At 49.5% G+C, this 13,206-nt stretch carries 13 protein-coding genes; 10 read left to right on the top strand and 3 right to left on the bottom strand.

What is annotated here, in order from left to right; translation table 11 throughout:
- Window positions 1-163: 163 nt before the first annotated feature.
- On the bottom strand, window positions 164-760 hold the full coding sequence (locus tag ACO0LG_RS04435) for an IMPACT family protein (protein WP_423023728.1): 597 nt from the start codon (window positions 758-760) through the stop codon (window positions 164-166).
- Between the two features lie 269 nt (window positions 761-1,029).
- Between ACO0LG_RS04435 and ACO0LG_RS04430 the strand changes: the two genes are divergently transcribed.
- Together ACO0LG_RS04430 and ACO0LG_RS04425 are read left to right on the top strand one after the other, a co-directional pair.
- Window positions 1,030-1,392: a hypothetical protein gene (locus tag ACO0LG_RS04430; protein WP_423024416.1), complete on the top strand. Its 363-nt coding sequence runs from the start codon at window positions 1,030-1,032 to the stop codon at window positions 1,390-1,392.
- Window positions 1,385-1,612 (top strand): hypothetical protein, encoded by a 228-nt coding sequence (locus tag ACO0LG_RS04425; protein WP_423023726.1) that lies wholly within the window; start codon window positions 1,385-1,387, stop codon window positions 1,610-1,612. Before ACO0LG_RS04430 ends, ACO0LG_RS04425 begins: the two co-directional genes overlap by 8 nt.
- Window positions 1,613-1,626: 14 nt before the next feature.
- Here the strand turns inward: ACO0LG_RS04425 and ACO0LG_RS04420 are convergent, their stop codons facing one another.
- Entirely contained in the window at window positions 1,627-2,037 is a 411-nt protein-coding gene (locus ACO0LG_RS04420; RefSeq protein WP_423023724.1) for a flagellar basal body-associated FliL family protein, read from the bottom strand.
- A 236-nt stretch (window positions 2,038-2,273) separates the two neighbouring features.
- Window positions 2,274-3,941, bottom strand: a complete 1,668-nt coding sequence (gene ettA, locus ACO0LG_RS04415; protein ID WP_423023722.1) for an energy-dependent translational throttle protein EttA — start codon at window positions 3,939-3,941, stop codon at window positions 2,274-2,276.
- A 183-nt stretch (window positions 3,942-4,124) separates the two neighbouring features.
- Here ettA and ACO0LG_RS04410 point away from each other — a divergent pair, with 183 nt between their 5' ends.
- The 8 genes from ACO0LG_RS04410 (at window position 4,125) to ACO0LG_RS04375 (ending at window position 13,055) form a co-directional block, all read left to right on the top strand.
- Window positions 4,125-4,739 carry an OmpW/AlkL family protein gene (locus ACO0LG_RS04410; RefSeq protein WP_423023720.1) on the top strand — a complete coding sequence of 205 codons (615 nt, stop codon included), beginning with the start codon at window positions 4,125-4,127 and terminating at the stop codon, window positions 4,737-4,739.
- 488 nt (window positions 4,740-5,227) lie between these two features.
- A complete protein-coding gene (locus ACO0LG_RS04405; protein ID WP_423023718.1) occupies window positions 5,228-6,475 on the top strand; it encodes an efflux RND transporter periplasmic adaptor subunit in 1,248 nt (415 codons plus the stop codon).
- A gap of 38 nt (window positions 6,476-6,513) precedes the next feature.
- Window positions 6,514-7,176, top strand: coding sequence for an ABC transporter ATP-binding protein (locus ACO0LG_RS04400; RefSeq protein WP_423023716.1), 663 nt, complete (start codon window positions 6,514-6,516; stop codon window positions 7,174-7,176).
- 10 nt (window positions 7,177-7,186) lie between these two features.
- Complete coding sequence (locus ACO0LG_RS04395; RefSeq protein ID WP_423023714.1) at window positions 7,187-8,422, top strand: ABC transporter permease; 1,236 nt, start codon at window positions 7,187-7,189, stop codon at window positions 8,420-8,422.
- The gene (locus ACO0LG_RS04390; RefSeq protein ID WP_423023712.1) at window positions 8,422-9,624 is read left to right on the top strand and encodes an ABC transporter permease; all 1,203 of its coding nucleotides are present in this window, start codon (window positions 8,422-8,424) and stop codon (window positions 9,622-9,624) included. Before ACO0LG_RS04395 ends, ACO0LG_RS04390 begins: the two co-directional genes overlap by 1 nt.
- A 69-nt stretch (window positions 9,625-9,693) precedes the next feature.
- Complete coding sequence (locus tag ACO0LG_RS04385; protein ID WP_423023710.1) at window positions 9,694-11,097, top strand: sigma-54-dependent transcriptional regulator; 1,404 nt, start codon at window positions 9,694-9,696, stop codon at window positions 11,095-11,097.
- Window positions 11,094-12,452: a sensor histidine kinase gene (locus ACO0LG_RS04380; protein ID WP_423023708.1), complete on the top strand. Its 1,359-nt coding sequence runs from the start codon at window positions 11,094-11,096 to the stop codon at window positions 12,450-12,452. The genes ACO0LG_RS04385 and ACO0LG_RS04380 overlap by 4 nt, the downstream gene beginning before the upstream one ends.
- A 93-nt stretch (window positions 12,453-12,545) precedes the next feature.
- Entirely contained in the window at window positions 12,546-13,055 is a 510-nt protein-coding gene (locus ACO0LG_RS04375; RefSeq protein WP_423017031.1) for a DUF1993 domain-containing protein, read from the top strand.
- Window positions 13,056-13,206: the final 151 nt, after the last annotated feature.

Below are 13,206 nucleotides of genomic sequence, written 5' to 3'. Positions count from 1 at the left end.
CAGGATGTAACGGCAATAATATAGCGAACTTTATTACAAAACTGTGTACTCACAGTGACAAGCCAATCTATTTTATATGTAAATGACATGTTAATTGACAGTAATTTACATGTAAGAACATTGCTTGCACAGTCTCTACGGTGCGGGCAAGGCGGGGTGGAAATTAAATAGTTTGTTCAGGCTTGATGATGCTGACTTGCCCTTTGAGCATTTCTATCAATTCAGCTTCAAAGCTGGCAGCGAGTTTTTGTTTGAGACTGATACTAATGGTGGCAGATTCTGTATAGACCAGTTCGGTGACGCTGGCGGCGAATTTGTCGCACAGGCGGCGTACATGGGATTCGTCGGCATAGGCGCAGACGATGCCCCATTCAAGCATGTATTCGACTTCTGTCAGTTGGGCGACCTTGAAGGCATCGGAGATGGCCTGGCCATAGGCGCGGGTCAGGCCGCCTGCACCGAGCTTGATACCACCCCAATAGCGCACGACCACGGCCAGCACATTGGTCACGTCTTTGTGTACCAGCACGTTGTACATGGGCTTGGCGGCGGTGCCTGATGGTTCGCCATCGTCATCCAGGCCAGAATCACCCGTACAGATCAGTGCCCAGCAGACATGCACGGCGTCCGGGTGTTGTGCCCGTATCTGCGCCAGTTGCTGGCGTGCTTCTGCGCGGCTGTTCAGTGGGTAGAGCTGGCCAAGGAAACGGCTTTTCTTGATTTCAATCTCGGCAAAAGCAGGGGCGGCGAGCTGATACATGGGGTGCTGGATGGGAGAAAGTCGCTATTTTGGCGGCTAATTGGGTTTGGGTATACATAAAACGTTCTTTCGCTACCGCGGGATATTCTGGATATTTGATGCATATCAAACAGTTTTGTTTACACGCTGCTTATTGTTCACGTTTAACTATTCACGTTTAACTATTTTGTACCGTAGCAGTAGTATGCCTACTCTCCATTTCAACGCCAACTCCAATGATTTTTCCGACATCGTCTTGATGGCTGGCAACCCTTTGTACGCCAAAATGACTGCCGACCACTGCTCAGCGATGCCTTGCTGGTCAATACCGTACGCAATATGCCGGCCGGTATAGCGACCAGAAAATCTCGGTGCTGGCGCATGGCATGGGCATACCTTTGATAAGCATTGATGCAACTGAATTGATACGCGACTACGGCGTGAACAAACTTATCCGGCTGGGCTCCAGCACTGCCCTGCGGGACGATATGCCACTGGGCGATGTCGTGATCGCCATGGGGGCCAGTACAGATAGCAAGGTCAACCGCTTACGCTTCATGGGCCATGATTTTGCAGCGATTCCCGATTATGACTTGCTGGCTAAGGCAGTGACAGCCGCGCATTGCCTGCAAAAAACCAGTCAATGTGGGTAATGTATTTTCTGCTGATTTGTTTTACAGCGTGCAGCCCGAATTGTTCGACATCATGGAAAAAATGCAGATACTGGCTGCCGAACATGGCGTGCAGGCCCTGGGTTTGCCGCCGGTAGCAGACTATGTGCGCAGTGGTACCGGCATGACACCAGAACAAAGGCAAAACAGCTTTGGCGATATGGTGGAAATTGCGCTCGAAAGCTGTTGCTGCCAGGATTGATGATCTTGCAAGCCCTATTGGATGACAAAGTTTTCAAAGAACACGTCAGTCACGCCATCATGTTCTTTGAGGTCCAGGGTCTTATTGACACCGTTCTTGATTTCTTCCATCAACTGGTGTTTGCCTTCCAGGCTTTGTAATTGTTCGCCATCTTTGCTACTGAGTAGCAGGATCAGTGTGTGTCTGACCTTGGGCATGAATAATTTGATCTTGTCGTTGACTTCTGCATTGGCGATTTGTAAGGCCATGCTGAGTTGCAGGTAGCGCTCGGTAGTGGAGAGGTTAACCACAAATGCCTCCAGTTTGGCAGTGGAGCCGCCACCAGAGGCGCTGGCACTGCCACCAGAGTTGGCCAGAGCCATGCCAGAAGACAGGCTGAGCGCGAGGCAAAGCAGGAGCGGGTATAAATGTTTTTTTAGCATCATGTCTTATCTTCTGCAAGTATTTGCTCAGGAAAAATCTCTATTTTTCAACAGCTTACCGCAATGAAACAAAACATACTGTTAAACAACTTAAAGCCTAAGAACTGATGAAAACGGCGATGTTTTGTTGCCAGCCAGTATGTCAATGCCAAGCTCAACCTGCTGACTAGTGCGAAGAATATGCAAATGACATGCCCGCTCAGGGCATGTACACCTGCATTTACGTCTACATGTATTTCTTATACGGTCAGTGGCTTGTAACGGATGCGTTTTGGTTTGGCGCCTTCTTCACCCAGACGTTTTTTCTTGTCGGCTTCATATTCTTGATAGTTACCATCAAAGAAGCTGACTTGCGAATTGCCTTCAAACGCCAGGATATGGGTGGCGATACGGTCAAGGAACCAGCGGTCATGGGAAATCACCATGACGCTGCCAGCGAATTCCAGCAAGGCGTCTTCCAGTGCGCGCAGGGTTTCCACGTCCAGATCATTCGATGGTTCATCCAGCAGCAGGACGTTTCCGCCTTGCAGCAGGGTCTTGGCCAGATGCAAACGACCACGCTCACCACCAGACAGGTTGCCAACGATCTTTTGCTGGTCACCGCCCTTGAAGTTGAAGCGGCCCAGGTAGGCGCGGGACGGCATTTCAAAACGACCTACCGTCAAAATGTCGGCACCGTTTGCCACGTCTTCAAACACGGTCTTGGTATTGCCCAGGTCTTCGCGTGATTGATCTACCAGCGAGATCTTGGCAGTCTGGCCCAGCACGACTTCACCACTGTCAGGTGTCTCCAGACCTTTGATCATTTTGAACAGGGTTGATTTACCGGCACCGTTAGGGCCGATGATACCGACAATCGCACCAGGAGGAATCTTGAAGCTCAGGTTATCGATCAGCAGGCGGTCACCAAAGGCTTTGCTGACGTTCTTGAATTCAATGACTTCATTACCCAGGCGCTCTGCCACCGGGATGAAAATTTCCTGGGTTTCATTGCGCTTCTGGTATTCATGCTCGCTCATCTCATTGAAGCGGGCCAGACGCGCCTTGCTCTTGGCCTGGCGTGCTTTCGGGTTCTGGCGTGACCATTCCAGTTCTTTTTGCAGGGCTTTCTGGCGGGCAGATTCTGTCGCTTCTTCCTGCTTCAAACGGGCTTGTTTTTGATCCAGCCAGGAAGAGTAATTGCCTTTCCATGGTATGCCATGGCCACGGTCCAGCTCCAAAATCCATTCCGCCGCATTGTCCAGGAAATAGCGATCATGGGTAATCGCTACCACGGTGCCAGGGAAGCGCAACAGGAATTGTTCCAGCCAATCAACCGATTCAGCATCCAGATGGTTGGTTGGTTCGTCAAGCAAGAGCATGTCAGGCTTGGACAGCAACAATTGGCACAGGGCGACACGGCGTTTTTCACCACCGGACAAGACGCCAATCTTGGCATCCCATGGCGGCAGGCGCAGCGCATCGGCAGCCATCTCAAGTTGCAGTTCTACATTGTCGCCAGAGGAGGTGGAGATAATCGCTTCCAGGCGTGCCTGCTCATTGGCCAGCGCATCGAAGTCAGCGTTTTCTTCGGCATAGGCGGCATACACTTCTTCGAGCTTGGCTTTGGCTTCAAACACTTCGCCCAGCGCAGATTCAACTGCCTGGCGCACGGTTTGTTCCGGGTCAAGTTGCGGTTCTTGCGGCAGGTAACCAATGTTCAGGTTGGGCATAGGCACGGCTTCGCCCTGTATGTCCTTGTCTAAACCTGCCATGATTTTCAGCAGGGAAGACTTGCCTGAACCATTCACACCCAGCACGCCGATCTTGGCACCAGGGAAGAAGGAAAGGGAAATATCTTTCAGGATTTGACGCTTCGGCGGGACGATTTTGCCGACGCGATTCATGGTGTAGACGTAATTGGCCATTTTTCTTGATTTTTCATAGGGAATAAGAATGCTTGCAAGGATACCTCAAGCGAGCACAGGACGGAATATTTAGCTAAAAAAGACCTGCATGCTGCTCCGCACCAAAGTTGATGTAACTCAAGTCCCTGTCAGTAGTGTGGATTTACACTTTATTCATCATTGTTGATAAAAGAGGAAATGAAAATGAACAAGCTTGTAATCGCACTCTCCCTGGCGGCTATCGGTTTCACTGCGACCCAGGCAATGGCTCAAGAACAGAGCCCATGGCAAGTGCGTGCCCGTGTCGTCAATATCGATCCTGCCAATAGCGCTGACCCTGTAAGCGGTGTCGGCGCTGCCGACCGCATCACGGTCAGCAGTAAAGAAATCCCAGAAGTCGATATCACTTATTTTTTCACGCCACACTGGTCTGCTGAACTGATACTGACTTACCCGCAAAAACATGATGTCATGCTTGATGGTGCCATCATCGGCACTTTCAAGCATTTGCCACCGACTCTGACAGCGCAGTATCACTTTGTACCAGGCGCACAAATCAGTCCTTATGTTGGTGCAGGTGTCAATTACACCCGTATCTCTGATGTGAACCTGCTCAAAGGTGCAGGCGGTCTGGAAAACAGCAGTGTCGGTCTGGCGATACAGGCTGGTGTGGATTTCAAACTCGACAAAAACTGGTCTTTGAATCTGGATATCAAAAAAGTGCAGATACGCAGTGATGTGACTATTTCTGGTGCCAAAGTCAGTGCAGTGAAAGTTGATCCGTGGCTGGTAGGCGTAGGCGTAGGCTATCGCTTCTAAGGAAAGCGGACATACGAAAAACCGCCCCAGCTGTGTTGTAGCTCCCGCAAGTAAAACCCGGTACTAAAGTACTGTCTGCGTGGCTACGGTATAGTCGGGGTTTCGAACAGCATGCTGTTCGCCGATGGAAACGGGCCTTCCTTGCAAGGGAGGCTTCTTAAAAGCGATAGCCTTGCTGGGGCGGCTTTGCGTAAGTCCTTAGTTCTTAGTTCTTAGTTTTAAGCTCTAAGCTCAAAAAGAATATCCACTCATGTTTTCCCCTTTCTTTCAGGAAGGGGATTTTCATTCGGGCAAAAGATTTTCCCTGCCGTCACTGTGCTAATTCGCACACCATCGTTCGCTGGCGAACGATGTAGCTGCACTATTCTTTCCTTTTCTTGCTATTGAAATCTTCCAAGTAGTTGATTTTAAATAGTTAAATCAAAATCCATGAAGCAGGCACGGTGCTTGCAAACCTGATCTGGTAGTTACTTACAACAGGTTTCAACATGGATCAGGCGCTCAGCCACGACGCACTCAAAAAACGCAGGCGCAAGACGATCTTGCTGATTGCTGCCGCCGCCATTTCTGTCACAGGTGCGGCATGGGCTGTTAACCGGCTTATCAGCCCCGGCGTCAGCCTGGGTGAGATACGGTTGGGACAGGTGCGTGTGGGGGCCATTGACAATACTATCAATGCAGCAGGTGTCGTCATCCCTGTTCATGAAGAGCAATTGTCCAGCCCTAACCAGTCACGCGTCAGCAAGGTCATTGCCAAGGCGGGCCAGATCGTGCATGCGGGTGAATTGCTGATGGTGCTGGATGACCACAGCATACGTCTGGCAATCGACAATTTACGCGAGCAGGTTTCACAGCAAGACGTCAAGGGGCAATTGCTGGCGATGGAGATGGAGTCCAATCTCAAAAAAATTGCCAGTGAAATTGAATTGCTGGAACTGGATTTGCAGAGCAATAAAGTCAAACTCGCACGCTATCAAAAATTGGGGGCTATAGGCATTACCTCAGCCGTTGATTTGCAGGCGGCAGAACTAGCCGTCAAACGCAATGAAGTGCAATTGCGTCAGCATAAAGAGAGCTTGAACGACACTCGCCGCACCACGCAAAGTAATGTAGAGGCAGCACGCCTGCAAAAGTCCATTTACCAGAAGCAGATGGAAGCCCAGCAAAGACTGCTGGAACAAACCCAGGTCAAAGCACCGTTTGACGGTTTGCTGACCTGGATGCTGGCGGACGAAGGGGCCAGCCTGAATACCGGGCAACTGATCGCCAAGGTGTCTGAATTGAATAATTTCAAGGTAGAAGCCACGGTCTCTGATTTTTATGCGCGTTACCTCAGTCCCGGTCAAAAAGTACGGGTTGAATACAGCGGGCAAATCATGCCAGGCGAAGTACAAACTATCTTGCCCGAGATACAAAACGGCACCGTGAAACTCATCGTCGTACTGGACAAGGCGAATCATCCTTCACTCCGGCATAAACTCCGGGTGGAAGTGAATATCATTACAGAGCAAAAAGCACGCAGCCTGATCGTCGAGAACGGCCCTGCCATCAGTGGCAAGGGCAGGCAGGACGTGTACGTGCTGGAAGATGGCAGGGCAGTAAAGCGCAGCGTGGAAATCGGCCTGGGTGACAGCAAGATGGTAGAAGTGGTGCAGGGTGCAAAAGCGGGAGACCGGCTGGTGATTTCTGATATCAGCAGCCTCAAACACTTAAATAGTTTCAGGGTATCGCAGTAAACCTCAAGCATAAAAATTGAATAAAAAAGGAAACGATCATGATCAAGCTGGACAACGTCAGCAAAACCTATCAGACCGATAAAGTTGAAACCCTGGCTTTACGCGACATTAATCTGTATGTAAAAAAAGGCGAATTTGTTTCCATCATGGGGCCCAGTGGCTGCGGAAAAAGTACCTTGCTGAATCTGATAGGCCTGCTCGACAGACCGGGCAAGGGCACGATTGCCGTCGATGGTGCCGAGATGAAAGTTTGGCGCGACAAGGAACTGGCCAGCATACGGAACCGTACCTTTGGTTTCATTTTCCAAAGCTTCCATCTGATCAATGATTTACGTGTCATCGATAATGTAGAACTGCCCCTGCTCTACCGCTCTTGCACTGCAAAGGAACGCAGGCGGCTGGCAGAAGAAGCGTTGGCCAGAGTGGGCCTGTCTGCACGCATGGATCATTATCCCAATCAATTGTCTGGTGGTCAGCAACAAAGAGTAGCGATTGCCCGCGCCATTGTCGGCCGCCCCAGTATCTTGCTGGCAGATGAGCCTACCGGTAATCTCGATAGCCAGATGGGAGCAGAAGTCATGGATATTCTGCTCAAGCTCAGTCATGAAGGCACCACGGTCGTTATGGTTACCCATGATGAGCGGCAGGCAAAGCAGAGTGGCCGTATCGTCCGGGTATTTGACGGCCAACTGGTGGCCTAGGGGGAATGTCATGTTAAAAAATTATGTCCAGATTGCCTGCAAGGTATATATGCGGCGCAAGCTCTTCACGGCCATCAACCTGCTCTGCATAGTCTTGACCATGGTAGTTTTGCTGGTGGTGACAGCAATTTTGCAAGCCACGTTTTTTCCTACCGGTGTAGAAGGCAAGAGCGAGCGGTTTTTGCAAATCGGCACCCTTACAATCACCAACAAAAACAGTGTCACACGGACTCCACTGGGCTACAAGATCATAGATCAGTATTTGAGAAAAATGAAGACCGTGGAAAAAGTGGCGGGCGTGACCGGGCCAGAATCTGTTTCTGTGTATCAAAAAGACAGCGTCAATGAAATCATGATGCGCCGCGCCGATGCAGAATATTGGCAGATACTCGATTTCAAACTCTTGTCGGGGCGCGTGCCGACTGAGGAAGACGTTAAACAAGGGCGCTTTGTTGCCGTGATCAATGAAAGCACAGCGAAAAAACTGTTTGGACCTGAAGCTGCCCTCGGTAAAAAAATTAACACGAGTGGACAACAGTTTGAAATCATCGGTGTAGTAGACGATGTGCTGCATCTCAATGCCTATGCCGACATGTGGGTGCCAGTGACTACTTTTCCATCTTCACAATATCGTGAGCAATTCTCAGGAAATTTTACTGCCATGCTGATGGGTAAGAGTCCGGCAGATTTAGCCCTGATCAAGGATGAACTGCTGCAGGTCGTCAAGCAAATCAATGCTGACGATCCCAGACACTGGGAGCATACCTATATGTGGGCTGATGGCAAGCTGGATTTTTTCGCCAGAAATATCATGAGTCATGACGACAGGGCTGATTCAGGTGCCGCCCAGTTATTGGCTGGCATAGTGATAGCCATGTTGCTCTTCATGTTGTTACCTGCATTGAATCTGATCAATCTGAATTCTGGCCGCATCATGGAAAGAGCAGCCGAGATTGGGGTGCGCAAAGCCTTTGGCGCCAATAACAATGAGTTGGTCAAACAATTTGTCATGGAAAATATTTTGCTATGCCTGTTCGGTGGCTTACTGGGACTGATATTCACTAAACTGACCCTGGTGTGGCTCAGCAATGCCAACCTGGTCCCTTACATGAAAGTAGATTTGAGCTTTATGGTATTTGCCTATGGCTTTGCCATCGCCGTCGTCTTTGGTGTTTTGTCCGGCGTTATCCCGGCATGGAAGATGTCCCGCCTTGATCCTGTGCTTGCCCTGAAAGGAGCTGCATAATGTTTTTCCATATACTCAAACCCATCTGGAAGCGCAAGTTCAAGAACTTGCTGCTGAGTCTGGAAATTCTTTTGGCTTTTTGTGTGTTATTCGGGCTGGCATTGATGAGCGCCCGCTATTTTCAGCTGTATCATATGCCCAGGGGATTTGAATACCAGGATGTGTGGTCAGTCAGTATGTTAAGTGTAGGCGAAGAGGATAAAAAAAACGATCCTGCCGTCACTGAAAATTTCCAGCGCAGTCTGGCTGCCATGCCTGAAGTGGAACAAGTTGGCTTCATCAATTTTTCACCCTACAGCAATGCAACCTGGCGTACGGATCTGTATTTGCCAGACAATAAATTCAGTTATTCTGCCAATATGATTGACATGTCTGATGAGACGCCGGCTCTCTTGAAAATGAAATTGCTCTATGGACGCTGGTTCTCGGCGGAGGATGAAGGTAAGTCAGAAAAACCCATACTCCTCAATAAAAGAATGGCCGAGACTATGTTTCCTGGCAAGAGTGCGCTGGGACAATTGATTGCAGATGATGAGCCTGGGGCTAAAACAAATCAGATGTTTCGTGTCACGGGTGTGTTTGAAGATTTTCGCAATAAAGGTGAATTCATGGCACCCACCAATTTCGCCATCATGCGTTTTTCCAGGACAAGTGCAGAAAAACGTATGGACGTGGCATTGCTCAAAGTCAAGCCTGGCACATCGCGCGCCTTTGAAGAAAAACTGAACCAGCAATTGAAACTCATACGCAGCGACTGGGGTTACCGGATTTCGCCACTGAAAGATTTGCGGCAATCGAAGATGGCACAAGACACCATACCTTTGGTGATACTGGCGATCATCGCGGTCTTCTTGCTCATCATGGTTGGTTTTGGCCTGTTTGGCGTACTCTGGCAAAATACTACGCAACGTATCCCCGAGATAGGTTTGCGGCGTGCCATTGGTGCCAGTAGCAAGCATATCTATCAGCAAATCGTCACCGAGCAATTATTGTTGAGTTCGATTGCCATGCTGACAGGCATGGTGCTGCTAATACAACTGCCCCTGACCGGCGTTTTGGGGGACGCGATCAACTGGACTGTATTTATCACCGCCACTGTTATTTCCATGGCACTGATCTATGCGATTTCCACATTGTGCTCCTTGTACCCTGCATGGCGTGCCAGCAGGCTCAGCCCGACCGAAGCCTTGCACTATGAATAATAGATGCTTTCCAAAGCTTAAAGCGTATAAGATAGTCAGCCTGTTTTCACTCATTGGTAATTGAAGACCATGCCAGCAGCATTAGCAAATCAACGTATCCTGATCATAGATGACGACAACTCGGTGCTGGTGTCGCTGGCTTTGTTGTTGAAGCAAGCTGGTTATGCCAGCATCAGTTGTGATGATGCGCAGCAGGCCATGCAGATACTGGCAACGCAAGAAATAGATCTGGTCTTGCAGGACATGAATTTTTCCCTGCAAACTACGGGAGAAGAAGGCCTGGCATTACTGGTTGACATCAAGCGACTGTGTCCGGCCTTGCCAGTGTTGCTGATGACGGCCTGGGGTTCGATTGCACTGGCCGTGCGCGGCGTCAAGCTGGGGGCTGCCGACTTTTTTACCAAGCCCTGGGATAACACCCAACTGCAAGAGCTGATACGCAGCACTCTGGAGATGGCACAAGTTGCCATGCCCGCTAATGCAGATCGCCAGGCACTCGACAGGCAGTTTGATTTCAGCGACATCATAGGTGAGCATGCAGAATTGCTGAAGGTAATGGCGACCATAGGCCGGGTTGCCAAAACCAATGCCTCTGTCCTGATACTGGGCGAGAGTGGTACTGGCAAGGAACTCATCGCCGACGCCATACACCGCAACAGCCCGCGCGCCACTAAGCCCATCGTCAAGGTGAATATGGGGGCGGTGACGACGAGCTTATTTGAAAGCGAAATGTTTGGCCATGTCAGGGGCGCTTTCACAGATGCCAAAAGCGACCGCAAAGGTCATTTCGCCATGGCCAGTCAAGGCAGTTTATTCCTGGATGAAATTGGTGAGCTGAACCGCAACGACCAGGTCAAGCTATTGCGGGTATTGCAAAACCAAAGCTATCAGGCAGTCGGTGCCTGCAAGACTGAACAGGCGGATGTGCGCATCATCTCGGCCACCAACCGCGAGCTGGCAGAACTGGTCGCCAGCAATGAATTCCGTGAAGATCTGTATTACCGCCTGAACCTGATCACCATACGCCTGCCGCCTTTGCGCGAGCGCCGCAGCGATATCCCAATGCTGGCAAACCGCATGATGGCAACGCTGTCGCATAGTTATGGCATGCAGCCAGTCAGCCTAGCACCATCCGCATTGCGTTGGCTGGGTAGCAGGACATGGCCGGGCAATATACGCCAGCTCAAACAATGTCTGGAACGTACCTTGTTGCTGGTGGGGAAACCCGTGCTGGAACAACATGATTTTCTGTTTGCCGAGCAGCACGAAGAAGCACAAGGCCAGGGAATGAGTATAGCGGGCATGACACTGGATCAGGTAGAAAAGCTGATGATAGAAAAAGCGATGGAACAGCATAATGGCAATATTACCCGTGTCGCAAAGGTGCTGGGCCTGAGCAGGTTCTCGCTGTACCGCAGGCTGGAAAAACATCAGATCACTGTTACTGAAGATGATGATGAGGTGCAGCAATGAGCCTGAAGCGACGCTTGCTGGCTTATCTATTTTTTATACACGGCATTTTTCTGGTGCTGGCTTTCAGTTTTTATTTAAGCCAGCCCTTGCTCATTATCTGTGTTGAACTGGGGCTCGCCTGTAGTCTGGCTTTGGGGATTTATTTGCTTAACAAAGTTTTGCAGCCCTTGGATTTTGCCCAGCAATTTCATGATCTCTTGCAAGATGAAAATTATGCCAGTCGGATCAAAGGAGACAGCAACAAGGAAATCAATGAATTGGTGGTCTTGTTCAACCGCATGCTGGAAGCCTTGTATAAAGAAAGACTGGAATTGGGTGAGCAGCGCGGCTTTTTAGATCGATTGCTGGAAGCAACGCCAACTGCAGTCATCGTATTTGATTTCGACGACAAGATCAGTTTGATGAATACCAGCGCCCAGAATTTGTTGGACGTAACAGAAACCGCAGGCTTGAATTTGCAGCAACTGATCCTGAAAAATAAAATCATCAGTAGCACTGAATTACTACAGCAGCTACAACAATTATTGCCTGGTGACAGCGCTGTGTATGGAGATACCGAAGGCAGACGTTACCGCTGCCAGAGAAATCAATTTACAGACCGTGGCTTCAAACGTGATTTTGTATTGATCGATGAGATCACTGCAGAACTCGCCAGTTCAGAAAAAGCTACTTATGAAAAACTCATACGGGTACTCGCACATGAAGTGAATAACACGGTCGCCGCCACAGGTTCTGTGCTCGAATCACTGCTATTTTACCGCGGGCAGTTACAGACCGAAGACAGCCATGATTTTGTCACTGCCATCGCTGCCGTCAGGAAGCGCAATGGCAATCTTGGTGAATTCATAGAGCGATTCACCCGCGTTGTCAAAATGCCAGAACCTGAACTGAAGCCTCATGATCTGGCTGCCATGCTGGATGGCATTGTTTATTTATACCGTCAGCAATGCAATGAGCTAGGCATCACTTTTAAATGGCTTATGCGTGAAGAAATACCCCTGCAAATGCTGGATGGGCATTTGATGGAACAGGCTTTACTGAATATCGTCAAGAATGCGATTGAAGCTGTAGAAACCTCCATCAAGCCTGGCTTGCAAAAGACCGGGTATGTCAATCTTGAACTCAGACGGGATGCAGATACGCAGGCCATTATGTTATCTGTCAGGGACTCTGCCAATCTTTTGTCAGAGGTGCCGCATGGGCAATTATTCACTCCTTTCTTCACGACCAAGAAAGGTGGGCAGGGCATAGGCCTGATGTTTGTGCGCGAAGTACTGAACCGGCATGGTTATAGTCATAAGCTTATGACGAATGGCCAGGGTGAGACCAGTTTTGATATCCTGATCGACGGTTAATTCAGAAAACTTCTAGCCTCATACGCAAATCTTCTATACGTCCTATAATGCAGCTCCATTCGGCGCATTCTGCCAATTATTTAGGAGATTTCCATGTCTATTTCCATGTACGCTGCCTCTGTTCCCGTGTTTAACCAGATGCTTGATAGCCTCAGCGATGTCCTGAAAAAAGCTGAAGCGCATGCTACTGCCAAGAACATCCCGGCAGAAAATTTCTTGCAGACACGTTTGTTCCCCGACATGCTGGCTTTGACACGTCAGGTACAGATCGCAGCTGATTTCGCCAAAGGTGTAGCAGGCCGTCTGGCACAAGCTGAATTGCCAGCCTATGAAGACAATGAACAGACTTTTGCAGAGCTGCAGGAGCGTATTGCCAAAACCAAGGCTTTCATTGCCACGCTGGATGAATCCAAATTTGAAGGCAGCGAAACCCGCAACATCGTCTTGCGCCCAGGTACACCAAAAGAACAGACGTTCACTGGACAGGCTTATTTATTGAATTACGGCTTGCCACAGTTCTTTTTCCATGTGACAACGGCGTATGCCTTGTTCCGTCATAACGGTGTGGAAATTGGTAAAAAAGATTTTATGGGTTTGCGTTGATTTTCAATGCATAAGTGTTACCTGTAATTTTGTAGGTAGGGCTACGGGGTATCAGCCCAAGACTCGGGGCTTAAATAAGTTGTACGTTTGTTAAATCCCAGCGTTGGACTGATGGTTGCGCTGATGAAATGAAGCCCAACCTACGAAGGCA

The sequence above is a fragment of the Undibacterium sp. Ji42W genome (assembly GCF_049340405.1).
Taxonomy (GTDB): Bacteria; Pseudomonadota; Gammaproteobacteria; order Burkholderiales; family Burkholderiaceae_D; genus Undibacterium.
The sequence above is the reverse complement of the archived record's forward strand: the minus strand, read 5'-3'. Positions and strand labels throughout refer to the sequence as shown.

What these genes read in the sequence shown, in the direction of transcription:
- ACO0LG_RS04435 (WP_423023728.1), bottom strand. Translation starts at nt 760, where the DNA reads ATGTATCAGCTCGCCGCCCCTGCTTTTGCCGAGATTGAAATCAAGAAA.
- ACO0LG_RS04420 (WP_423023724.1), bottom strand. Translation starts at nt 2,037, where the DNA reads ATGATGCTAAAAAAACATTTATACCCGCTCCTGCTTTGCCTCGCGCTC.
- ettA (WP_423023722.1), bottom strand. Translation starts at nt 3,941, where the DNA reads ATGGCCAATTACGTCTACACCATGAATCGCGTCGGCAAAATCGTCCCG.
- ACO0LG_RS04410 (WP_423023720.1), top strand. Translation starts at nt 4,125, where the DNA reads ATGAACAAGCTTGTAATCGCACTCTCCCTGGCGGCTATCGGTTTCACT.
- ACO0LG_RS04405 (WP_423023718.1), top strand. Translation starts at nt 5,228, where the DNA reads ATGGATCAGGCGCTCAGCCACGACGCACTCAAAAAACGCAGGCGCAAG.
- ACO0LG_RS04400 (WP_423023716.1), top strand. Translation starts at nt 6,514, where the DNA reads ATGATCAAGCTGGACAACGTCAGCAAAACCTATCAGACCGATAAAGTT.
- ACO0LG_RS04395 (WP_423023714.1), top strand. Translation starts at nt 7,187, where the DNA reads ATGTTAAAAAATTATGTCCAGATTGCCTGCAAGGTATATATGCGGCGC.
- ACO0LG_RS04390 (WP_423023712.1), top strand. Translation starts at nt 8,422, where the DNA reads ATGTTTTTCCATATACTCAAACCCATCTGGAAGCGCAAGTTCAAGAAC.
- ACO0LG_RS04385 (WP_423023710.1), top strand. Translation starts at nt 9,694, where the DNA reads ATGCCAGCAGCATTAGCAAATCAACGTATCCTGATCATAGATGACGAC.
- ACO0LG_RS04380 (WP_423023708.1), top strand. Translation starts at nt 11,094, where the DNA reads ATGAGCCTGAAGCGACGCTTGCTGGCTTATCTATTTTTTATACACGGC.
- ACO0LG_RS04375 (WP_423017031.1), top strand. Translation starts at nt 12,546, where the DNA reads ATGTCTATTTCCATGTACGCTGCCTCTGTTCCCGTGTTTAACCAGATG.